Here is a 22,116-nt window from a genome sequence, read left to right as displayed (position 1 = left end):
AATAGTGATTTCATGGCTACGAAGACGACACAGCAAAGCAGCGAGGAATCGCTCGACATTTCGAACAGCGATGCCGCCTTGGACGAGGCCATCGATGGTCTGCGGGGCGTCCTGAAGAAAGACAATGACGGCAGCCTGCCCGACTTCGAGGCCGACGCATTCGGCGCCGAAACGGGCACGGACCTTTCCACCTTCGGCGATTTCGGCGACGACAATTCCACTCCGACCTTCGATGACGGCGAATTCGGCGTCGCTTCGGCGGTGGCCGCACCGGTTGCTCCCGGCAGCGCGCTGACCGCCAATATGGACCTGATCATGGACATCCCGATCGACGTCCAGATCATGCTCGGCAGCAGCCGCATGCCGGTATCCGGCCTGATGAACCTGACTGAAGGCGCAATCATCGCGCTCGACAAGAAGATCGGCGAGCCGGTCGAGATTACCGTGAACGGTCGCAAAATCGGCCGGGGCGAGATTACCGTTCTGGAACATGACGACACCAGATTCGGCATCAAGCTCACCGAAATTTATAACGCGAAAAAAAGCTGAACCCTGCTCATGACGAGCCCACTCCCCCTTGCGGGACGGAGACGAAGACCATGATGGACTTTGACGATTTCAGCGGCGCGATCGCCGAGAAACCGTTATCTCAGACTGAAAAGGCAGCCGCCGTCCTTCTCGCCATGGGCAAGCAAGTGGCAGGACGGCTGCTGAAATATTTCACGCAGAACGAGCTGCAGATGATCATCGCCTCGGCGCAGTCACTGCGAGTTATTCCGCCGGACGAGCTGGCGCAGCTCGTGGCGGAATTCGAGGACCTCTTCACCGAGGGCGCCGGCCTCATGGACAACGCCAAGGCCATCGAGAGCATCCTCGAAGAGGGCCTGACGCCCGACGAGGTCGACAGTCTGCTCGGCCGCCGTACCGCCTTCCAGGCTTACGAGACCTCCATCTGGGATCGCCTGGGCGAGGCTGATCCTGTCTTCGTTGCCAAGTTCTTCCTGCGCGAGCATCCTCAGACGATTGCCTATGTGCTCTCCATGATGCCTTCGGCCTTCGGCGCCAAGATCCTGCTGCAGCTTCCCGAGGCACAGCGCGCCGACATCATGAACCGCACGGTCAACATCAAGGATGTCAGCCCGAAGGCTGCCCAGATCATCGAAAACCGCGTGGTCGGGCTGATGGCGGAGATCGACACAGAGCGCAACGCCTCCGGCTCCACGAAGGTCGCCGACCTGATGAACGAACTCGACAAGCCTGTGGTCGATACCCTGCTGAGCTCGCTGGAATCGATCAACAAGGAATCGGTCGAGAAGGTTCGCCCGAAGATCTTCCTCTTCGACGATCTCACGCGCATGCCGCAGCCGAGCCGCGTCCTGTTGCTCAACGACATCGCCGCCGACATCCTGACGATGGCGCTGCGGGGATCCGGCAACGAGATCCGGGAGATCGTGCTGTCCTCGATCAGCCCGCGTCAGCGCCGCATGATCGAATCCGACCTGCAGATGGGCAATGCCGGCATCAATCCGCGCGAAATCGCAATTGCCCGGCGTGCCATCGCTCAGGAAGCCATTCGTCTGGCCAACTCCGGCCAGATCGAGCTCAAGGCCAAGGAAAATACGCCTGTGGAAGAAGCCGCATAAGCGCGGCGCGACTCAGCCAAAACATCGTAAACTGATGATCTGAGGGCCGCGTATCATGCGCGGCCTCTTTCCGTTTCGCAAAGGGCGGCTGCTTTGGCTGACGAAGACAAGGACAGTAAAACAGAAAAACCGACGGAGAAAAAACTCCGCGATACGATCGAGAAGGGCAATGTCCCTCACTCCAGGGAAGCGACGCTCTTTGCTTCCATGCTCGCGACGGTCATCTACGTCACCTTCTTTCTGCCAGGGCGCATGGGCCGCATGGGCGAGGTTCTGCGCGACCTCTTCGAAAAGCCGGATCAATGGCAGCTGGAAACAGGCCCGGACGCCATATCGCTGTTTACGCGCATAGGCTGGGAAGTCGGCAATATGGTGCTGCCGGCCGTGGTGCTCTTCTTCGTCTTCGGGATCGGCGCCTCGATCTTCCAGAACCTGCCGACCCCCGTTCTCGAACGAATCAGGCCTCAGTTTTCGCGCATATCGCCGGCGAAAGGGTTCACGCGCATCTTCAGCGCCACCGGCCTGGTGGAATTCGGCAAATCCCTCACAAAAATCGTGCTTGTCAGCATCGTCATGTTTTTTGTGCTGCGCAGCCAGTATTTCCACGCGATCGATTCGATGGTGTCCGACCCGCAGACCATCTTCGTGCGGCTCTCGACGATCGTTCAGCGCATCCTGATCATCGTGCTACTGGCGACCATCGTCGTTGGCATCGCCGACCTGCTGTGGAGCCGACACCACTGGTTCGACCAATTGAAGATGACGAAACAGGAGATCAAGGACGAACACAAGCAATCGCAGGGCGATCCGATCGTCAAGTCGCGCCAGCGCTCGATCGCGCGCGACCGCGCCCGCCGCCGCATGATGAAACAGGTGCCGCGCGCCACGCTCGTCATCGCCAACCCGACCCACTTTGCCGTCGCACTGCGATATGTTCGCGAGGAAAACGACGCGCCCGTCGTCGTTGCCAAGGGCCAGGACCTCATTGCCTTGAAAATCAGGGAGATAGCTGAGGCTAACAATATTCCCGTTTTCGAAGATCCGCCACTCGCACGCTCCATGTTTGCGCAAGTCTCGGTTGATAGCGTCATACCATCAGCATTTTACAAAGCTGTCGCAGAGCTCATCCATCGGGTCTATGCGGCGCAGACGAAAAAACGGGTACGATAAACCAAATGAAAAAATGCCCCTACTCTGCCCAACGCGAACAAATATTAGCCGAAGCCATCAGCCCGGTCGCAAGCGAACTGCGCCTTCTCGATGCCGCCGATCTGATCTCGCTGCTGCGCTTCGAACGATATGGCAATCTCGGTGATCTCGTGGCCTCGGCGGCTGAGCTTTATTTTCTTCCCGGGACGGTCAACTTCGGGCTCGGCGGCGACTACAAGCTCGAGTGGGGCGGGCCGGCGGAAGTGACGCTCGATCTGGAGATCAAGCCGCGGGGCATCACCATCTATGCCAAGCTCGCGCTGACGGAACATCATGCGGGCATCGAAATCAGCCACATCGCCTTCGACAAGGCCTCGTCCGACCCGGACGAAAATACGGCGCTGCTTGCACGCAGCCTGAGAGACGCACGTTATCTCGTCCGCGGCGAAGCGGCACACGCAGTCTGAAAAATCCAGCATTGCAAGACTTGCGAGGATGATCCGTTTCGGTGCAGCGTCAGCTTATGTAGCCGAAGCGGATCGCCTTTGCGATTGCCTGGATGCGGTTGACGCTATCGAGCTTGATCGTCGCCGATCCGAGATAGGCATTGACCGTATGTACCGACAATCCCAGTTTCTCGGCAATCTCCTCGCTGATGCGTCCATCGCCGGCAAGCTGCAGACAGGCGATTTCGCGCTCGCTCAGCGCTTCGGCAGCCTGTGACCGGCGTTCATCCAGTGACAGGAGCTCCATCATGAGTTGGCAGCTGCGGCCGTGCAGCTCGACGATCATATCGCTCGAAAGGTCCATGAACTTGGCCGTGAAGATGGTGTAGCCATTGCCGACGGCACCGAGCCGTACGGGAAAGGCAACGCCGGCGAAGGGCAGGAGATGCGGCTTCAGGCGCTGCGTGAAGGCGGCAAAATCCGGCGTCTCGGCCGTGCTGTCGCTATCGCGCCCGTTCCACATCAGCGGCAGCAGCGATTTGTCGACATGCTCGATCAGCGCTTCGCCATAGGCCTCAACGAAGGATTTGCCGACGACCGAGTTGGCCGAGCCCCAATTATCGAGCTCGCATACCAGGCGCTGCTTATGCGGGAGGCCTGAGCCGTGCAGCCGATAAACGGCAAAATGCTGTGCATCGATTAGCTTCTGCATCGACACGAGCTTCGGGAACAGATCGGACCGGCCGGAAATCCGCCCGGAACGGGTAAGCCGTGATTCGGTCGGCATACCCATTGTCCTGTCTGGCTGATAGCGCATCCGGTCGGCCCTTAAACGAGATTGTTGCGCACGGCGAAGGCGATCGCTTCCGAGCGGGTCTTGGTCGCGGTCTTGCGCATGACACTGGTGATGTAGTTATTGATGGTATTGCGCGAGATCCCGAGAATCATGGCGATCTCGTCGCTTGTCTTGCCTTCGGCGATCCAGAACAGGCATTCCAGTTCGCGCTCGGTCAGCTCGAAATCGCGCTCCAGCTTACCCTCGAAGCAACGCGTCGAGCTGGCGAGATAGCCGGCGAGGAGGCCGACGTCCCTCAGCCGCTCGAGCGACAGTACTGCCGCTTCATTCGCCAGCAGCAGCAACGAGAAGCGTGTTCGGCCAACATTGAACGTCAAGGCGTGATACTGACGGCCTATACCGTCAGGCAGCGCGATATCATCCGGCAGGGCCGCCAGGCTTGGCTGAAACAGCGCCATGCATTTTTCCAGCTCGCCGATGCGACCATAACCGCTCGTCAGTTCCGTCGCCAGACGCCGGACGAGATCGAAGGGCCAATCGGAGGCAATCACGAAGTCGAGACCGCTTTCCTGAATGAGATCGGATCGAACCAGAAGATAATGGGAGGCACCGGCATAGCTCGCCAAGGCATGAAGGCCGGCTTGCAGATAGGCAGGGCCGGAAACGGCACTCAGCTGCAGAACGAGCTGCTCGCGCGAGATGGCTCTGGCGGGCACGCTCGATCGCGCATCCCTATCGCCTTTGCTTACCTGCGATATCTGCATGTCCATACTTGCATTTCCTGCCGCTGTTGGACGATCGGCCGTCAACGAGAGCATTGTTTCGTCAGAACCCAATCCCTTCACCTCAGAGAACCGGCGATGTATCTCGATGAAACATCGAAGCCGGGTCTTTCTCGACCGCGGCACAGATACATCCCGGCGGGTTCGGGAAGGTGAGCATAGCTCGCCTCTGAATTCGACATCCGCAATCGTGTCGGCATACATCGCCGCAAACACAAACCGCGAACCATGGACTAAATCTTTCCGCTTTGAACTCTACGAACTTAGACATGCGAAACGCCGAAAAGCGGGCCGAATCGTTCCGTTTATTCATGTATTACGCAATAAGCACAGTATTTGTAAGTCGATTCTCCATACCCAACAACTGTATGTCCTTTGAATTCCATCTTACGAACACGTCAATTCGGCTTATAGCGACTAATTAATCACAGGTTCAAATCGACGGCGCTGCAGGCTCCAATGCCACCTGCCTAGACAAAAAAAGACCGGGAGATTTCCCGGTCCTTTCATCAGGCTGCCTGGTCGACGGCCCATTTTCTGAGGATCTTTGCTGCGCGCTCTTCGCTGATTTCCACCATGCGGGACAGGCGGCGCTCCGGCCCTTCCTTGACGCGGCGGTTGAAGGTGCCGGCATCGTCGCCCATGGTCAGCAGATCGTCGGTGCTGTCGAAACCGAAGTCCGAGCCGAAGCCGTCCATGAGAGCCGCGCCAGGGCCACCAACAGCCGGTGCGAAGTCTGGCAGCTCGAGGCCAGCCGCTTCCGGCAGCGCTGCGCTGCCATTTGCACCACCAAGCGAGCGGATCAGCGGACGGAAGCCCATCCAGATGATCAGGACAGCGACGGCGACGAAGGCAAGCGAGTTGATGATGCCAGCCATGTTGCGGCTCAGCATGTCGGTGATGCTGAAGCTGGAGGACGTATCTTCAAGCAGCTGACTGTCGAGGAAATTCATGGCATTGACAGTGACGATGTCGCCGCGGGCCGGATCGACGCCCGCTGCCGTTGCGACGATCTTCTGCATCTCGGCGATATAGGCATCGACCTTCGCCTGGTCGGCACCTTCGCCGACCATTTGCGCGATGCGGCCCTTGTTGACCACTACGGCAACGGAGAGCTTTTCGATCTTGTAGCTGTTGCGGGTCGTGGCCGTCGTCTTGCTGTTGATTTCGTAGTTGGTCTGCTCCTCGCGCTTGTCGGACTGGTCGTTCGACGTCGGCGAGTTGCCACCGGATTTCGGAGCCGCCTGCGGGATATTCTGCTCCACGGTGGCTGCGGTGTCCGGCTGGCTTTGCTGCGACTTCTGCGCTTCCTTAACTGTGCGGACGGAGCGCTCGACCTTCGAGTCGGGATCGAAGGTGGTTTCCTGCACCTGCTGACTGTCAGTATTCAACTGCGCCGTCACACTGGAACGGAAATTGTCCATGCCGAGGAAGGGCGCCAAGGCCTTGTCGATGTTGGATTCGACTTCGCTCTGGACGTTCTGCACGATGCCGAGATTGCGGCTCAGCGCTCCGTTGCCAGGATCATCTCCCGATGCGAGGAGCTGGCCGGTGGAATCGAGGATGGTGACGTCGTCGACCTCCAGGCCGGGAACGGCAGAGGCGACAAGATGGCGGATAGCCGAAGCCGATTTGCGGGCAGCCTCCGCACTCGCGCGGATCATGACCGATGCCGTCGGCTTCTGATCCGCCTTCCGGAAGTTGCCGACATCCTGCATGACGATGTGGACGCGGGCAGCGCTGATACCGGCGATAGAAGTGATGGTGCGGCTGATTTCACCCTCGAGAGCACGCACGCGGGTAACTTCCTGCATGAAGGAAGTCAGACCGAGCGAACCGACATTGTCGAAGAGCTCATAGCCGGCCTTGCCGCTCGTCGGCAGGCCGCGCTCGGCGAGAAGCGCGCGGGCCTTGCCGGTCATGCCTGCCGGAACGGTCAGGCTAGAACCGTCCGTGCCGACCTGGAAATTGATCTTGGCTTCAGCGAGCGCGATGCTGATCTGATTGAGATCCGTCGCGTCCAGGCCGACATACAGCGTCTCCTGAGCGGGCTTATTGACGTAGAGGGCCGCCAAAAGGATCAGCAGCACGGAGGCGGCGCCTACGCCTCCCATGATCATCAGCCGCGTTCTCCCGAGATTCTGCAGATTCCGAAACAGGGGAACTAATTGATTTAACAGATTCATTCTGTTCTCGCACGATTCGTCAAAGACCTGATGGCTTTGTAACCTGCTGCGAAAATAGAAATCGAAACTTGTGCGAGCGTTTCGTCCGGCCAGAAGAGCCCAGGAAAAAGCCGGAAAGAATCGGAAGATTATATAAGAAAAACAGTATCTATCGTCGGCGGCAGCTAGAAGAAGTCGAAATCGCCCGCAGCCTTTGCCATGGGTTGGACCAGGGGCTGGGCCATGGACGGGGAATGCGCATGAAAACTGCTGCCGCCAAGCGCCCTTTGCATTTCTGTGAGCTTGACGAGGCTCAGCGCCGTTGCCAGATCCACCGTCCAGGCCTCGGGCATCGCTCCGGCAATGGTATCGATGAATTCGGCGATGCCGCGCGTCTTCTGCACCGCAAGATCGATGCCCTGGACTACCTTCATGGCCTCCGGCGAGGCCAGTATATTGGCATCGCTGATGTCAAGCAGCTGAGGTTCGACGCGTTCGATCAGATAGGCGATGTCATGCAATTCGGAAACGATGCGCAGAAGGATAGCCGGAAGCGTCTCCTCGATGGCAGCCATCTCAACGTGCTGAAAGGGGGTCATGCACTTGCCTCGCTGATCAGAAAAATTCGATCGTGTTGTCGACTGGCTTGGGAGCCACGACCGGACGCTGCTCCAGCGCTACGGTCTTCTGTGTCTCGGCGCCGGTCAGCGGATATTGCCTGGCTCTTCCGGAAATCGGCCAATATTCGATCTTGCGCCCGTGCTCGCCGCCCGTGCTGGAACTGACGACCGGGATACCCTCGTCTTTCAGAAACTGCATGGCAAAGATCGCGTTCTGCTCGCCGACATTGGAGAAGGTCGCGATCGTCTTGGCGCCACCGAAGACTTTCGCCTCCAGCCGGTCGCGCCTTGCGCCCTTCTTCAGCAGACCGTTGATCAGAAGTTCCATCAGGTGCACGCCGTAACGCGTCGCATCGCCACCGCTCACCGGCGAGTTCGCCATTCCAGGGAGAAGGAAATGGTTCATGCCGCCGACGCCGGCGATGGGATCGCGCAGACAGGCCGCCACGCAGGAGCCGAGGATGGTCGTCAGCACCACTTCCGGATCACTGATGACCGTGTACTCGCCCTGAATAATATGCACGCGACGGGCAGCACCCTCGACGATCATTTCAGAGCTCCGAAGACGGCCTCAATGGCAGCTTTCATCTTTTCGATGGTGAAGGGCTTGGCAAGCACGTTGTTGGCCCCGAGCTGCGCCGCCTTCTGCACCAGCGCGCGGTCGCCCTGCGCCGTCAGGATGATGAAGGCCGCCTTCTTCGTCGTCGGATTCGTGCGGACGGCCTGCAGGAGGCCAAGCCCATCCATCTTCGGCATGTTGAAGTCGGAGATGACCAGATGATGGGGCTGCTGCTCCATGATCTTCATTCCCTGCTCGCCATCGCCGGCAGCCGTGATCTGCTTGAAGCCGAGCTGCGTCAGCGCATCGCTGAGCAGAAGACGGCTGGTGACCTGATCGTCAACGATCAGAACTTTGATTTTCTCCGCTAGAGACATTATTCGCTCCCTTCCTTTCGGGCGGCTGTGATTTTCAAAATTTCCTCGCCAATGGCGTTCAGCGGAAACTGCTGTTCGACTGCACCAAGCTCATAGGCGACCCTCGGCATGCCGTAGACCACGCAGGTCTTCTCATTCTGGCCGATGGTGCGCGCCCCAGCGTGGCGCATCTTGAGTAGACCGGCGGCGCCGTCGCGCCCCATCCCGGTCAGGATCACGCCGACGGCATTGCGGCCGGCCAGTTCGGCAACCGAGTCAAAGAGCACGTCGACGGAGGGGCGATGGCCGTTCACCGGCCCGCCGTCTACCAGACGACAATGAGGCGCGGAGGTATTGGCGACCCGCAGGTGCCTTTCGCCGCCCGGCGCCAGATAGATCTTGCCGATTTCCAGCCTTGCGCCATCCGTCGCTTCCTGGACAACAGGGGCGCAGAGACGGTTCAGCCGTTCCGCGAAGCTGCGCGTAAAGGTCGGCGGCATATGCTGCGTGATGACGGTCGGCGGGCAGTTGGCTGGGAATTTCTGCAGTACATTGATCAGGGCCTCGACGCCGCCCGTGGAAGAACCGATGGCGACGATCTTACGCCCCACGCGGAAGTCCGCGACGGCCGGCGGCGGCACGCGCTGAGCGCTGGGCTTCACATACTGACGCTGCGAGCGGGCAGCCGCCTTCACCTTATCCGCCAGATCGCCGAAAGGATGCGGCTCGCCCGGCGAGGGCTTTCCGACGCAGTCGAATGCGCCGATTTCGAGGGCGGCAAGCGTCGCGTCGGCACCACGATGGGTCATGGTGGAGACCATGATGACCGGCATGGGCCTGAGCGTCATGATCTTTTCCAGGAATTCGAGGCCGTTCATGTTCGGCATCTCGATATCGAGGGTGACGACATCCGGATTGAGCGCCTTGATGGCGGCGCGCGCTTCCAAGGCGTCGCCAGCCTGGCCGATGACATCGACCTCTGGATCGGCACGCAGGACGGCGGTGATGAGACCCCGCATGGTTGGGGAATCATCGACGACAAGAACACGAGCGGGAGAATTCATGGTTTCCTTCCCGCGGTCTTGCCGAGATAGCGATAGGTGGTGATGCCGATATTGTCGAAGACGTGCTTGGCCTCCCCGGCTACGCGCTCGGAGTGGCCGATATAGAGATGGCCGGCATCCTGGAGCTGGCCGGCAAAGCGCGTCCAGATTTTCGTCTGGGTCGGCTCGTCGAAATAGATGACGACGTTGCGGCAGAAGATGACGTCGAACAGACCCTTGAAGGGCCACTGCCCGAGCAGGTTCAGTTCGTTGAAGGTGATGAGCCGCTTGACGCGATCGTCGATCTGGAATTTGCGGCGACCCTGGACATTGACTTCCTGGAACCACTGCTTGCGCATGGCAGGAGAAACCGTTTCGAGCGAAGATTCATCATAGGCACCGGCGCGGGCAAGCCCGAGGATCTTGGGATCGATATCCGTCGCCAGGATCCTGAAATCGAAATCGGCGACATTCGGCATCAAGGCAAGCACCGTCAGCGCGATCGAGTAAGGCTCCTGCCCGTCGGAGCAGGCGGCAGACCAGATGCGCACCCGGCCGCCGGCCTTGGCGCGCGCCAGGAGACCAGGCAGAACCTCGTCGCGCAAATGATCGAAATGATGGTTCTCGCGGAAGAATCGGGTGAAGTTCGTCGTCAGATGCGACAGCATCTCGCGACGCGCCGCACTTCCCGCCGGCGACGACACCAGCTGGCAGTAGTCGCGGAAGCCGGCGAGGCCCAGCGCGCGGATATGCTTCGACAGCCTGGAATAGACCAGCGACGCCTTGCTCTCGTTGAGAGAAATGCCGGCATCCGCATAGATCATTGCGGCGATTTCCGAGAGGTCGCGGCGCGTCAGCGGGTATTCGCCGCTCGCAAGCACCTCGTCCGGAGACGCCTTGAAATCCATTGCTCCCATCATGCTCATGCAGCCTCGCTTTCGCTTTCAGGGAACAGGGCTTCCAGCTCGATCAGGCAGATCATGCGGCGATCGATCGCCACGATGCCGCGGGCAAACTGCCGCTCGTGATCGGAGGAAACCTCCGGCGTCGGCTGTATGCTGTCGTCGGTAATGGTCAGGATATCCGAAACCGCATCGACCAGAAGACCGACCGCCTTGCGCTTGACCTGGGCCACGATGATCACATGCCGAACTGTCGGTTCCGCCCGCTTCATCCCGAGCCGGGCGGAGAGATCGATGATCGGCAGCACGGCGCCGCGCAGGTTGACGATCCCGAGCACATAGCCCGGCGCATGCGGCATGGCCGTTGCGGGCGTCCAGCCGCGGATTTCCCGAACCGACATGATGTTAACGCAGAATTCCTGGTCGCCGATGCGAAAGGCGATCAGCTCGCGATTGCCCTGGTTCAGGTTCTTGACGGCATAAGACATCAAGTCACCCCGCCGCCGCGTAAGACATTTCGGGCTTCAGCGCCTGGCCGCGCGAGGCGCCGACCACCGCATCGACATCCAGGATCAGCGCCACGCGGCCATCGCCGAGGATGGTCGCTGCAGCAATGCCCGGGACATGCGTATAGTTGGCTTCGAGGCTCTTGATGACGACCTGGCGCTGGCCCTGGATGGCATCGACCATGAGAGCGCGCTGACCACCGCCTTCCGATTCCACCAGCAGCGCGACGCCGTCGACCGGATTGGCCTGTGTGGCGCGGAAGTTCAGGATGCGGCCGACGTCAACCAGCGGGCAGAAGCTGTTGCGGATCGAGATCAGGCGGTGGTTGGCGCCGAAGGAGTGGATCGCGGAAGCCTCGGGCTGCAGCGTCTCGACGATCGCCGTCAGCGGCACGACCAGGGTCTGGCCGGCAACCGTGACCACCATGCCGTCGAGAACGGCCAGCGTCAGCGGCAGGCTCATGGTGAAGACCGAGCCCTGCCCCGGCCTGGAGGTGATGTTGATGCGGCCACCGAGCGCCTGGATAGAGCGCTTGACCACGTCCATGCCGACGCCGCGGCCGGAAATGTCCGAAATCTTGTCGGCGGTCGAGAAGCCCGGCAGGAAGATCAAGTTGTCGATTTCCTCATCCGACAGATTGGCGTCTGCCGCGATCAGGTCGTTGTCGATGGCCTTCTGGCGCACCCTCTCGCGGTTGATGCCGGCGCCGTCGTCGGCAAGCTCGATCAGGATGCGGCCGGAACGATGCTTTGCCGTCAGCCGGACGGTGCCTTCCGGGTTCTTGCCCAGCGTCGAGCGCTTTTCCGGCGTTTCGATGCCATGATCGACGGCATTGCGGATCATGTGCGTCAGCGGTTCGGCAAGCTTGTCGATCACCGTCTTGTCGACCTCGGTGTTTTCGCCCTCGGTGATCAGGCGGATCGACTTGCCGGTCATATCGGCGATTTCGCGGACGATGCGCGACATGCGCTGGAAGACGGGCTTCACCGGCTGTGCGCGGATCGCCATGACGCTGTCCTGGATCTCGCGGGTGAGCTGCTGCAACTCCTCGAGACCCATATTGATCGAGGACGCACCATTGTTGTCATTCTCGATGACACTCTGGGAGAGCATTGCCTGGTTGATGACGAGTTCGCCGACGAGGTTGATCAGGCGATCGACGCGGTCGAGATCGACACGGATGGTCTGGCCGGCGGCTGCGGCGGCATTGTTCTGCGCTGCGGCGGCATTGGAAGCGGCAGCTGCGGCAAGGGCGGCTTCCTTCTTCTCGACGCGTGCAGCGGCCGAGGCGAGCTGCGTAACATTGCTTGCGGTTTCCGCAGCCGCAACGGCGGCGGCGACATCGTTTCCGGGCGCCGGTGTTTCCTTTCCGGCCTCTGCAGCCGCGGCGGCGCCGTCATTGTCAAGGATCGAAAGATCGAAGGGCACCGGTACCATCGGCAACTCTTCGCTGGTCGAAGACCCGCCGCTTGCGGCCGGCTGGACATCGAGATCGCAATCCCATTCGGCAAATTCAAAGACGGTACGAATGGCGTCTTCGCCCTTGTCCGTCTTGATCGAGATTGCCCATTTGAAATAGGCGCCTTCTGGATCGATGTCGGGAAGGCCCGGCAATGCATCCATATCGCAGAAGATGTTCATCTCGCCGAGCCGCGAGAGGTCGCGCAGCAGCAGCGTCGCGTCGTTGCCCTTGGCGTAGAGATCGGACCGCGGCTTGAAGCTGACTTCATATTCCGGCCTGGCATCGACGGCCAGCTCGTCGCTGCCGAAATCATCGTCGAAGCTGAAGGGGATCGGCTGGAAACCACTTTCGTCGGTCGGCGCGGCCGCGACGGACTTCGGAGCAACTTCGGCAACCACCGCTGCCGACGGCGCGGGAACATCGCCATTTGCCAGCGCTTCCAGTTCCTTGACAAGGCCGCGGCTACGCGCCGGATCGACGCTGCCGCCATCGCGAGCGGCGTTGGTGAGATCCGCCAGAACGTCGGCGGCCTTGAGCATGACCTTCAGGACATCCTGGGTCGGCTCCAGCTTGTTGGATCGAACGCAATCGAGCGTCGTCTCGAAGACATGAGCGAAGGCGACAAGATCGTCCAGACCGAAGGCACCCGCCCCACCCTTGATGGAATGAACGGCGCGGAAGACGGCATTGACGGTTTCCGGGTCACGGTCGCCATCATTCATTTTCAGGAGACCGGATTCCAGTTCGGCGAGCTGCTCTTCGCACTCCTGGAAGAAAATCTCTTTGATTTCGTTCATGTCCATGAGGGATGGATCCTGTCTAGGCGGTTACGCGCTCGATGGCATCGATCAGCTTGGCGGGATCGAACGGCTTGACGATCCAGCCGGTCGCACCGGCCTGGCGGGCACGGTTCTTCTTTTCCGCGTCGCTTTCCGTCGTCAGCACGAGGATCGGAACGGCGCGGTATCTGTCGTTGCGGCGAACGCCCTCGATAAAGCCGAAGCCGTCAAGACGCGGCATATTGATATCGGTGACGATGACGTCAGGATTGGCTTCTTCCAGAATTTCCAGGCCCTCGACACCGTCTTCGGCCTGAATGGTCTCGAAGCCTGCATTGTTGAGGGTCACGAGAAGCATGTTTCGGATGGTTCGAGAATCATCCACCGTCAGCACTTTTTTCTTCATTGCCGGATCTCCTTGGCAAGCAGATGGGAGATATCCACCCCGATCACCTGCATCGTTTTTTGAAATGCATCCGACACCTTGGAGAAGGTGAAGGAGAGTTTGTCCTCATCCCAGGTCTTGGCGGCAGCCATGATGACCTGCACGCACAAAGTCCCGATCCTTTCGACACCGGACGCATCGATCGCGACATTGCTGCCGCGCAACCCCATCAGCGTACCGCGAAGGCTCGAGGCCTCGTTGAGATCCAGCACTGCGGCCAGACTGATTGTCTTTTCGCCTTTCCTGCTCGGCATCGCGTCATTCCTCGTTGTCTGAAATCAGGCCCGTCGGCCCGCATGTGCATGAAACTGAAAGATCAATAGGCATTGCGATCGCCTCCTGCTGCGGCCCTGCGAAGCGGGAAGCCGAAATCAGCCATATCCTCTTCGTTCTGCGTGAGGCCGAGCTCCTCGCGGGCTGGGAGCTGCGGTTGCTGCGCGGCCCTGACCGGGACGGCAGGGGCCGCATGCCGCCGCTCGCGCTCGATGCGGAATTCGCGGATGGTCCGGCCGAGTTCGACGACGACGGAATGAAGGTGATCGGCGCCTTCCTCGGAGCGGCTGGCCTCGCTGCCGGCAGCGGCCGCACGCTCGCTATGGCCGCCGATATCTGATGTCAGTGCCTTGAGGCCGGCGACTTGTTCGTCGCTCGCCGCGACAATTCCGGAAATGGCTTCATTGATATCCGTCACCTGGCGGACAATGCTGCCGATCGCTTCCTGGGTGCGGCCGACCATCTGCACGCCGGCATCCACCTGCGCCTTGGTGCCCGTCACCAGAACCTTGATCTCGCGTGCGGCATCGGCGGAACGCTGGGCAAGCGCGCGGACTTCCTGCGCAACGACGGCAAAGCCGCGGCCGCTATCACCGGCGCGGGCGGCCTCGATGCCGGCATTCAGCGCAAGAAGATTGGTCTGGAAAGCAATCTCATCGATGACGCCGATGATCTGGCCGATCTTTTCAGCTGACGTTTCGATATCGGCCATGGCCGATATCGCCTGCCCGACGATCTTGCCGCTGTCTTCGGCCGCCACTCGGGTCGATGCGGTGACGCGCTCGGCCGAGCGGGTATTGGCTGCATTGCCGCGCACCTGTTCGGCCAGTTCCGCTAGCTGCTTTGCAGAGGCAGCAAGTCCTTGCGACTGTTCGAACGATTTTTCCGCCAGGGATTTCGAGGCGCGAGAAATGGCGTCGCTCGTCGCTTCGGCCGCCTGCACACCACCGGACAGCGCCGAAAACTGCTGCTGAATATCAGTAAGCGCCACGTTCAAGGCTTCCGCCACTTCGGTATAGGCCTCGGGACAATCCATCGGCATACGGGTCGTCAGATCGCGACCGGTAAGGCCGTTGGCGAGATCGGCAATCAAGGCCGCTGCCTCGGCGCGGTCGGCAGCCCGCTGTTCGGCCAGCGCCCGCTGGTGACCGACCCGCAATTCGTTGAACCGCAACGATACGGCAATCTCGGCATCGACCATCACCAAGCGCACGACCGATGTCACGAGTTCGCTGAGCTCGCGGGCGCGGCGCTTGGCTCCCGGCAGAATGGCGCGGCCGCCCATATCTTCGAGAAGGCCGGAAAGAAGATGCTCCAGCATCACACCATGGCCCGCAACATGCCAGCGCGGATCGAGCCCCATCTTGCTTTCGCTGTCGGACAGAACCTTGACGCGCTCGGCATAGAGGCTGTCGAAGCGAGCATCCGTCAGCACATCCCAGTGCGAGGAGTGCAGATCCTGGAGCCGTACGAGCTGGCTTTCGCTCGAAAAATTGCGCGCAGCGTCGGGATAGGTCTGGAAACGGAGGAAAAGATCGCGCAGGCCAGCTTTCAGATGCGCCTCGAGCATCGGCCGGTGACGGCGCAGCGTTTCGCATTGTCCCGCATCGAGACCAGCAAAGCGCAAGCGATCGCGAAGGCTGCCAGCCTGCGCCCTGCCTGCCTGATCTGAAGGCGTATCCTGCGCCAAAGTCGCCCCTGCCGAACTGCCGCGCATTGAAGCGCCGGCGAAACCGCTGATGATCCGCGCCAGGCGCAATGAGGAGGCGAGAAAAGGCAGCCGTCGCCGTCGATCGACTGATCGAGGCACCGAAGCTCGCTCGTTCATCAAAGTCTGTTGCGGACCTGTTTGATGACATGGATACCGGATCGGACCCGGTACGACGGGGCGGCTTCATGCCTGGTGAGAACGAGTCACAATTTTCCCATTCCGACGTTCAAGTTCAATATTTATGGTTAATTCCTTGCCCGAAGGTTAATGACGGACGAGACGCGGCTCGTAGTTATCCCTACTAAATTAGCGACTACTTTGTTGCCGGAAAAGAACATCGATCGTAAGTCACGAGCAAGCTTCATCCCTTACTACCCAAGGGATAGACAGTTTCGATGTCGTTACGGAGAGAGCAATGATTGTTCTTGGTTTGACAGCCTCGCTGATGGCCAGCCTGACGCTTACGGCCTTCATGCTTCTATATCGTCTCGAAGAGGCGCGCGGCAAAGCCACTAGCCGCATTCTCTAGACAAAGCTGTAACGGACGTCTCAGATCCAAGATCGGACATATGGCAGCTCGTGGCCAAGACGGCGAGCGCTGCTGTTCTTACGGACGGCAGGGAGCTAGCTTTGGCCTCAATAGTTCCGTATTAAGCCTCACGATCAGGCACCGAGACCCATCTTTTAATGCTCGACACGACCCATTCTCGAACAAACGCCCAGAAACTTTCGCTGGGGCTCGCCCTCGCGATCATCTTCGGAGTGACGCTCTGGCGCGTGCTCATGTTGCTCCTCAACAAGACGGACCTCTTCGTCGATGAGGCGCAATATTGGTTCTGGGGCCAGAATCTGGATTTCGGCTATTATTCCAAGCCGCCGATGATTGCCTGGGTCATCCGCTTCTTCAATGCGATCTCCGGCTCGGATTCGACCTTCTGGATCCGCATATCGGCGCCGCTCTTCCATCTTGCCACAGCCCTGATGCTGATCTGCACCACGCGGCGACTGATCGACGACGAGACCGGACGCGAGATTGCGCCATGGGTCGGCGTCATCTTCATCACCCTGCCGGCTGCCTCGCTTTCCGCCGTGCTGGTATCGACCGATACGATCCAGATCCTGTTCGTGACGATCGCCATCTGGGCCTTTATCGGTCTGACCAGGCGCTCCTCGGTACTGGAAGCCGTCATGCTCGGCGCCAGCCTCGGTTGCGCTTTCCTGACGAAATATTCGGTGCTCTTCCTTCTACCGGGCGTCGGCATTGCCATGCTGACGATGCGTTCGGCGCGAATCGCCTGGCGGGATATGGTGATTGCCGCCATCGTCGGCGCCATCGTCGTTTCCCCTAATCTCTGGTGGAACCTTACCCATGATGCGGCGACCATAAAGCACACGGAAAACATCGCCCAATGGAGCAAGAGCGGCGGCGGCAACACTCTGGCGAAGCACATACTCAACGGGCTCAGCTTCTTCGGCGCGCAGTTCGGCGTGGTCGGCCCGGTCGTCTTCTTTGCGCTCTTGTGGGCGACGTGGCGCCTGATCCGTGGACAGAGCGACGACCGCGAAAAGCTGCTGTTCTGGCTATCGGTACCTGTCGTAGCGCTAATCACGCTGCAGGCACTTCTCGCCAAGGCCTATGCCAACTGGGCAGTCTCGGCCTATGCCGCCGGTACCATTCTTGCCGTATGGCTGCTCTATCGGCTGACGAAAAAGGGGCTGAGCACCTCGCTGATCATAGGGGCCGTCGTCGCCGTCGTGATCCCGGTACTGACGGTCTTCGCCTATGACATCAAACTGCCGAACGGCAATCTCGTTATGAAGCGCTATGTCGGCCGTAGCGTCATCAGTCAAGAAATCGCCGATATCGCCACGCAGGCGAAGATGACCGAAATCGTCGCGCAGGATCGCGATATCCTTGCCGATCTCTACTATACGCTGAAGGGCAAGCCGTTCCGTATCTATGCCCGCCCTTTCGGCGGCTTCCCCCACAACTATTATGAGCAGGATTTTTCCCTGCCGGCCAGTGTGACCGGTCCGGTATTGTTCGTCGACAACGATCCGATCGAGTGCCCGGAAGGCCGGGCCGAGCCCCTGAAGAGCTGGTCGCCGCCCTATGGCGAAATGAAGGGCAAGACGCTCTACGCCTATCGCGTGCCGGCATCCTGTCTGGCGCCCAAACCGTCAGTAACGGGTGCGGCGGAAAATTAAGAAATCGAGCCGGGACTGTTGACCGGCTCGTGCAACTGCATCATGACAGGCCGCTACTAGGAAGACGCTAGGCGTCCTGTTATCATGACCGAACCGCCGGAGTTCGCTCCGGCAAAGGAATGAAGGCATTTTGGACCGTTGAGCCCGCTCGAATTCGGCGCCGCCGACAGCGAAGATAGAGACGAGAGGACGCATCGCGCCGGAGCGCGCGTGATCGCCTCGCTGTTCGTCGCATTTTTCGCCTATATCGGACTGGCGCTCGGCGGCGGCATCAATGTTGCCACGCGCGCCGATGCCGAAGCCCTCTCCTCGGGCAAGGACAGCCAACCCCTCTACCTTTCGCTGCGCGATCCGGTGCGCGGCATTGTCGTCGCCGACCGGCTGGTGACGCCGAAGGCCGCATGGCAAGACATCGGGCCTGCAACGCTTGCTGCCCTCCCTACCCTCGGATATCCGGCAACCTCCTGGCTGCTGAGCCGCCCGAAAGATGCCGCACGGCTCGAATCCCTGGCGTTTCGCGCCTATCTAGCGCGCGCGCCTCCAGGCGCGCTCACCTAAGCGTTGGCGCCTACGCGCCGCATTTCCGATAAGACCTCAAGTCCGCCTGCGGCCAGGCCGTCGGCATAAGCCTATTTTCAAGGATAATACCCATGCGTACCTCACCATGGCTCGTGGCACTCTATACAGTGGTCATCGTCATCGGCTTTCTGATTGCAATGCCGAACGTGCTGCCGCAGTCTGTTCTCAGCAAGATCCCATCCTGGCTGCCTCATAGCCAGGTTTCGCTCGGCCTCGACCTTCGCGGCGGTTCCTATCTCGTTCTTGAAGTCGACGAGAAGGATCTGACGAACGGCCGGCTGCAATCGCTGCAGCAGGACGCCCGGCGCGTGCTGCGCGACAAGAACATCCAGACCCGCTCGATCATCCGCAACGGCGATCAGATCGTCGTGACGCTCACCGATCCCTCGCAGAGCAGCGATGCAGTGACGCAACTGCGCACGCTTGCCAATACGATCACATCCGGCCTCTCAGCCGGTCAGTCCGATCTCAACATCACGCCGAATGGCGCGACGGTCGCGATGTCCTTCTCGCAAGCCGGCATTTCCGCTAATGTGGATTCAGCCGTTCAGCAGAGCCTTGAAGTCATCCGCAAGCGCGTCGACCAGGTGGGCGTCGCCGAGCCGACCATTCAGCGCGTCGGACCGAACCGCGTTCTCGTCCAGCTTCCGGGTGCGCAGGATCCCTCGCATCTGCGCGAGCTTCTCGGCTCGACCGCGAAAATGTCCTTCCATCTGCTCGCCGACAATGCCGATCCAAACAATCCGCCTCCCGGCGTCACCATCATGAAGGACGAGCGGGGCACCAGCTATCCGGTTCTCGACCGCATCGAACTGTCCGGCGACCGTCTGACGGACGCCCGCGTCAGCTTCGATCCGAACACGCACGAGCCGCTCGTCACCTTCCGCTTCGACAGCGCCGGCGCCAACCGTTTTGCCGAAATCACCCGCGAAAATGTCGGCAAGCCCTTCGCAATCGTTCTCGACAACAAGGTGCTGAGCGCACCGAATATCCGCGAGCCGATCACCGGCGGTTCAGGCCAGATCTCCGGCAACTTCACCGCAGACAGCGCCACCACGCTTGCAGCCCTGCTGCGCGCCGGCGCTCTGCCCGCCAAGCTCACCGTCATCGAAGAACGCACCGTCGGCGCCGATCTCGGTAGCGACGCGATCCAGAAGGGCATCTATAGCGGCCTCGTCGGCTTCGTCCTGGTTGCCGCCTTCATCTTCGTGCTCTATGGCGCCTGGGGCATTCTCGCCAATGTCGCGCTGCTCATCCACACGGTCCTGACCTTCTCAGCCCTGACGCTTGTCGGCGCCACGCTGACGCTGCCCGGCATCGCCGGTATCGTCCTTGGCATCGGCCTTGCGGTTGATGCCAACGTTCTCATCAACGAGCGCATCCGCGAAGAAACCCGCAAGGGCCGCGGCGCCTTCGCCGCCATCGATAACGGCTTCAAGAAGGCCTATTCGACGATCATCGACGGCAACATGACAGCCCTCATCGCCGCCGCGATCCTGTTCTACTTCGGCTCCGGCCCCGTTCGCGGCTTTGCCGTGACCATGGGTCTCGGTCTCATTATCTCGATGTTCACCTCCGTCGCCTTCGTGCGCGTCGTGATGATCGCCATCACCCGTCGCCGCAAGCTGAAGGTGATCAACATCAGACCGCTGATCCCTTTCAGCCCCTATGACAAGCACATCCAGTTCATGAAGGCCCGCTTCTTCGGCGTCACCGTCTCGGCGATCCTGTCGATCGCCTCGGTGGTTCTGTTCATCCATCCGGGCCTCAACTACGGCGTTGATTTCCGCGGCGGCATCCAGATGTCGGTCAAGACCAAGGACGCAGCCGATCTGTCTACGTTCCGCGAGGGCTTGAACACGCTCGGCCTCGGCGAAATCGCACTGCAGTCCTTCGGCGACAACAACAGCCTTCTTGTCCGCGCCCAGCGCCAGGACGGCGGCGAAGAGGCGCAGACGGCGGCCGTGACCAAGCTCAAGGCCGAAATCGTCAAGATCGACCCAAGCGCGACCATCGAAGGCACCGATGTCATCGGTCCGAAGGTCTCGGGCGAGCTTGCCTGGGCCGGCATCCTGTCAGTCGTAATCGCCAGCCTGGCGATGCTCGTCTATATCTGGGTGCGGTTCGAATGGCCGTTCGCGGTCGGCGCCATCGTCACGCTGGTGCTCGATGTGACCAAGGCGATCGGCTTCTTCGCGATCACCGGCCTCGATTTCAACCTGACGGCCATCGCCGCGATCCTGACGCTTGTGGGATATTCGGTGAACGACAAGGTCGTGGTCTATGACCGCATGCGTGAAAACATGCGGCTCTACAAGTCGATGCCGCTGCGCGACATCATCGACAAGTCGATCAACGAGACCCTGGCGCGAAGCCTCTATACCAATGCCACGGCTTTCTTGGCGCTGGTGCCGATGGCGATCTGGGGCGGCAGCGCCGTCTCCAGCTTCGCGATCCCCATGGTGTTCGGCATCCTCGTCGCCGGCGCCTCATCGGTCTTCATCGCCGCGCCGATCCTGCTGTTCCTCGGCGACTGGCGTCGCCGTCATGCCAAGCCGGTCGCCAATGACACGGGATCGGCAGACGGCAAGTCCAGTAAGGACAACAAGCAGATTCCTGCTGCTTAACACATGAAAAGAGGACATGCCCGGCTTCCGGGCATGTCCTCCAGCCGCTTACGAAATCGGCGGCATATGCAAAGGCAAACCAGGACGCGGGGCCGTAATCTTTTCTACAACTCCGTTTTCCTGCTCGCTGACGAGCAGATGCTTGCCGTCCACGGTGAAGGCGATATTGGCCGGCCTTGTGCCGTCGGTGCGGATATGGCCGGCCATTTTTCCCTCGGTGTCCACCATGGAAATTTCACCTAGGCCGTACATGGCACAATACAGCATGCCACTGCGATCAAAAGCGAGGCCTGCCGGTCCGCGCAGCGCATTGACGGCAGGGGATGTCATCGACTGGACAAACATTTCCTGCCTGCCGCCCACGACTTGCCGATAGATTTTTCCGGTCAGCGTTTCGCTATAGTAGAGCAATCCGTCGGCACCGAAGGCAATACCGCTCGCAAAGAGCAAGCCTGCTGCCAGGACCCGGATGACCCGGCCCTCCGAAGGATCGATCTGATAGACGCAGCCATTATAAGCCGCCTTGAAGAAATCGGGATGGATGTGGCCGCCTTCGAGAAGATTGGCAAGGCGGATACCGGAATCGATCATATAAAGCAGGCCGTCAGGTCCGAAAGCGAGTGCATTCGGATGGAGAAACGGACCATCGGCGCTGCCTTCAATGACCTGCAGGACGCGGCCTTGCGCCGACAATCTGACAAGGGAATTCTCCGGGCCGTTGGCAACCCAGAAACATCCGTCACCATCCGCCGCAATCCCCATCGGCCAGCCGCCGACCCGGCAAAGTTCCTGCGGTACGCCGCTTGCGTCGAAAAGTTTCAGACAGCGGCGACTGGCATCCATTTCTACGACCGCGAGGCGACCGTCCGGCAAGGCCAGGAGGCCGCTAGGCAGACGCAGCCCGGTGGCAATCGTTTCGTTCATGTTTTGAAACCTTCATTCTACGCATTACGAAGCCCCAAAAACTCAAAATGCTGCGCCGAAATGATACATAAGCACGAAGAAGATCCTTTTCGAGCCGGGCGAATGCAAATCCCGATAAGATTCTTGCGCCAGAGGTCACA

General features: G+C 60.3%; 21 protein-coding genes. 7 read left to right on the top strand and 14 right to left on the bottom strand.

The features are described 5' to 3' along the window. Nucleotides 1–12 precede the first annotated feature (12 nt). The 4 genes from fliN (at nucleotide 13) to ACK83U_RS01355 (ending at nucleotide 3,259) form a co-directional block, all read left to right on the top strand. Nucleotides 13–549, top strand: a complete 537-nt coding sequence (fliN, locus tag ACK83U_RS01370; protein WP_112608113.1) for a flagellar motor switch protein FliN — start codon at nucleotides 13–15, stop codon at nucleotides 547–549. A 50-nt stretch (nucleotides 550–599) separates the two neighbouring features. Further along, nucleotides 600–1,643 carry a flagellar motor switch protein FliG gene (fliG, locus tag ACK83U_RS01365; RefSeq protein WP_112336537.1) on the top strand — a complete coding sequence of 348 codons (1,044 nt, stop codon included), beginning with the start codon at nucleotides 600–602 and terminating at the stop codon, nucleotides 1,641–1,643. 93 nt (nucleotides 1,644–1,736) lie between these two features. Beyond that, entirely contained in the window at nucleotides 1,737–2,813 is a 1,077-nt protein-coding gene (flhB, locus tag ACK83U_RS01360) for a flagellar biosynthesis protein FlhB (protein WP_112608111.1), read from the top strand. A 5-nt stretch (nucleotides 2,814–2,818) separates the two neighbouring features. Further along, nucleotides 2,819–3,259 (top strand): hypothetical protein, encoded by a 441-nt coding sequence (locus ACK83U_RS01355; RefSeq protein ID WP_112608109.1) that lies wholly within the window; start codon nucleotides 2,819–2,821, stop codon nucleotides 3,257–3,259. A 49-nt stretch (nucleotides 3,260–3,308) separates the two neighbouring features. On the opposite strand, the gene visR is transcribed toward ACK83U_RS01355, so the two are convergent. The 13 genes from visR to ACK83U_RS01290 form a co-directional block, all read right to left on the bottom strand. Then, a complete protein-coding gene (gene visR / locus ACK83U_RS01350; protein ID WP_112608107.1) occupies nucleotides 3,309–4,055 on the bottom strand; it encodes a transcriptional regulator VisR in 747 nt (248 codons plus the stop codon). A gap of 11 nt (nucleotides 4,056–4,066) precedes the next feature. Beyond that, on the bottom strand, nucleotides 4,067–4,804 hold the full coding sequence (gene visN, locus ACK83U_RS01345) for a transcriptional regulator VisN (protein ID WP_112608105.1): 738 nt from the start codon (nucleotides 4,802–4,804) through the stop codon (nucleotides 4,067–4,069). Between the two features lie 521 nt (nucleotides 4,805–5,325). Next, on the bottom strand, nucleotides 5,326–7,002 hold the full coding sequence (fliF, locus tag ACK83U_RS01340) for a flagellar basal-body MS-ring/collar protein FliF (RefSeq protein ID WP_112608103.1): 1,677 nt from the start codon (nucleotides 7,000–7,002) through the stop codon (nucleotides 5,326–5,328). Between the two features lie 164 nt (nucleotides 7,003–7,166). After that, on the bottom strand, nucleotides 7,167–7,580 hold the full coding sequence (locus ACK83U_RS01335; protein ID WP_112336542.1) for a hypothetical protein: 414 nt from the start codon (nucleotides 7,578–7,580) through the stop codon (nucleotides 7,167–7,169). 16 nt (nucleotides 7,581–7,596) lie between these two features. Further along, complete coding sequence (gene cheD / locus ACK83U_RS01330; RefSeq protein WP_112336543.1) at nucleotides 7,597–8,151, bottom strand: chemoreceptor glutamine deamidase CheD; 555 nt, start codon at nucleotides 8,149–8,151, stop codon at nucleotides 7,597–7,599. Then, entirely contained in the window at nucleotides 8,148–8,537 is a 390-nt protein-coding gene (locus tag ACK83U_RS01325) for a response regulator (protein WP_004128537.1), read from the bottom strand. Before ACK83U_RS01325 ends, cheD begins: the two co-directional genes overlap by 4 nt. Continuing rightward, on the bottom strand, nucleotides 8,537–9,580 hold the full coding sequence (gene cheB, locus ACK83U_RS01320) for a protein-glutamate O-methylesterase CheB (protein WP_112608101.1): 1,044 nt from the start codon (nucleotides 9,578–9,580) through the stop codon (nucleotides 8,537–8,539). Before cheB ends, ACK83U_RS01325 begins: the two co-directional genes overlap by 1 nt. After that, nucleotides 9,577–10,485, bottom strand: coding sequence for a protein-glutamate O-methyltransferase (locus ACK83U_RS01315; RefSeq protein ID WP_112608099.1), 909 nt, complete (start codon nucleotides 10,483–10,485; stop codon nucleotides 9,577–9,579). The genes cheB and ACK83U_RS01315 overlap by 4 nt, the downstream gene beginning before the upstream one ends. After that, nucleotides 10,482–10,949, bottom strand: a complete 468-nt coding sequence (locus ACK83U_RS01310) for a chemotaxis protein CheW (RefSeq protein WP_112336546.1) — start codon at nucleotides 10,947–10,949, stop codon at nucleotides 10,482–10,484. Before ACK83U_RS01310 ends, ACK83U_RS01315 begins: the two co-directional genes overlap by 4 nt. Nucleotides 10,950–10,953: 4 nt before the next feature. Further along, nucleotides 10,954–13,233: a chemotaxis protein CheA gene (locus ACK83U_RS01305; RefSeq protein WP_112608097.1), complete on the bottom strand. Its 2,280-nt coding sequence runs from the start codon at nucleotides 13,231–13,233 to the stop codon at nucleotides 10,954–10,956. 16 nt (nucleotides 13,234–13,249) lie between these two features. Continuing rightward, nucleotides 13,250–13,615 carry a chemotaxis response regulator CheY1 gene (gene cheY1 / locus ACK83U_RS01300; protein ID WP_004128526.1) on the bottom strand — a complete coding sequence of 122 codons (366 nt, stop codon included), beginning with the start codon at nucleotides 13,613–13,615 and terminating at the stop codon, nucleotides 13,250–13,252. Further along, the gene (locus ACK83U_RS01295) at nucleotides 13,612–13,908 is read right to left on the bottom strand and encodes an STAS domain-containing protein (RefSeq protein ID WP_015338779.1); all 297 of its coding nucleotides are present in this window, start codon (nucleotides 13,906–13,908) and stop codon (nucleotides 13,612–13,614) included. The genes cheY1 and ACK83U_RS01295 overlap by 4 nt, the downstream gene beginning before the upstream one ends. A 62-nt stretch (nucleotides 13,909–13,970) precedes the next feature. Further along, nucleotides 13,971–15,617, bottom strand: a complete 1,647-nt coding sequence (locus tag ACK83U_RS01290) for a globin-coupled sensor protein (RefSeq protein ID WP_112608129.1) — start codon at nucleotides 15,615–15,617, stop codon at nucleotides 13,971–13,973. A 708-nt stretch (nucleotides 15,618–16,325) separates the two neighbouring features. Between ACK83U_RS01290 and ACK83U_RS01285 the strand changes: the two genes are divergently transcribed. The 3 genes from ACK83U_RS01285 to secD all read left to right on the top strand — a co-directional run bounded on the left by ACK83U_RS01285 (nucleotide 16,326) and on the right by secD (nucleotide 21,052). Beyond that, nucleotides 16,326–17,846: a glycosyltransferase family 39 protein gene (locus ACK83U_RS01285; RefSeq protein ID WP_112608095.1), complete on the top strand. Its 1,521-nt coding sequence runs from the start codon at nucleotides 16,326–16,328 to the stop codon at nucleotides 17,844–17,846. A 138-nt stretch (nucleotides 17,847–17,984) separates the two neighbouring features. Beyond that, nucleotides 17,985–18,404, top strand: coding sequence for a hypothetical protein (locus ACK83U_RS01280; RefSeq protein ID WP_112608093.1), 420 nt, complete (start codon nucleotides 17,985–17,987; stop codon nucleotides 18,402–18,404). Between the two features lie 92 nt (nucleotides 18,405–18,496). Beyond that, nucleotides 18,497–21,052, top strand: coding sequence for a protein translocase subunit SecD (secD, locus tag ACK83U_RS01275; RefSeq protein WP_112608091.1), 2,556 nt, complete (start codon nucleotides 18,497–18,499; stop codon nucleotides 21,050–21,052). A 48-nt stretch (nucleotides 21,053–21,100) separates the two neighbouring features. Here the strand turns inward: secD and ACK83U_RS01270 are convergent, their stop codons facing one another. Beyond that, nucleotides 21,101–21,976, bottom strand: a complete 876-nt coding sequence (locus ACK83U_RS01270; protein WP_112608089.1) for an SMP-30/gluconolactonase/LRE family protein — start codon at nucleotides 21,974–21,976, stop codon at nucleotides 21,101–21,103. Nucleotides 21,977–22,116 lie beyond the last annotated feature (140 nt).

The organism is Rhizobium sp. WW22 (genome assembly GCF_047041135.1).
Classification (GTDB): domain Bacteria; phylum Pseudomonadota; class Alphaproteobacteria; order Rhizobiales; family Rhizobiaceae; genus Rhizobium.
The sequence above is the reverse complement of the archived record's forward strand: the minus strand, read 5'-3'. Positions and strand labels throughout refer to the sequence as shown.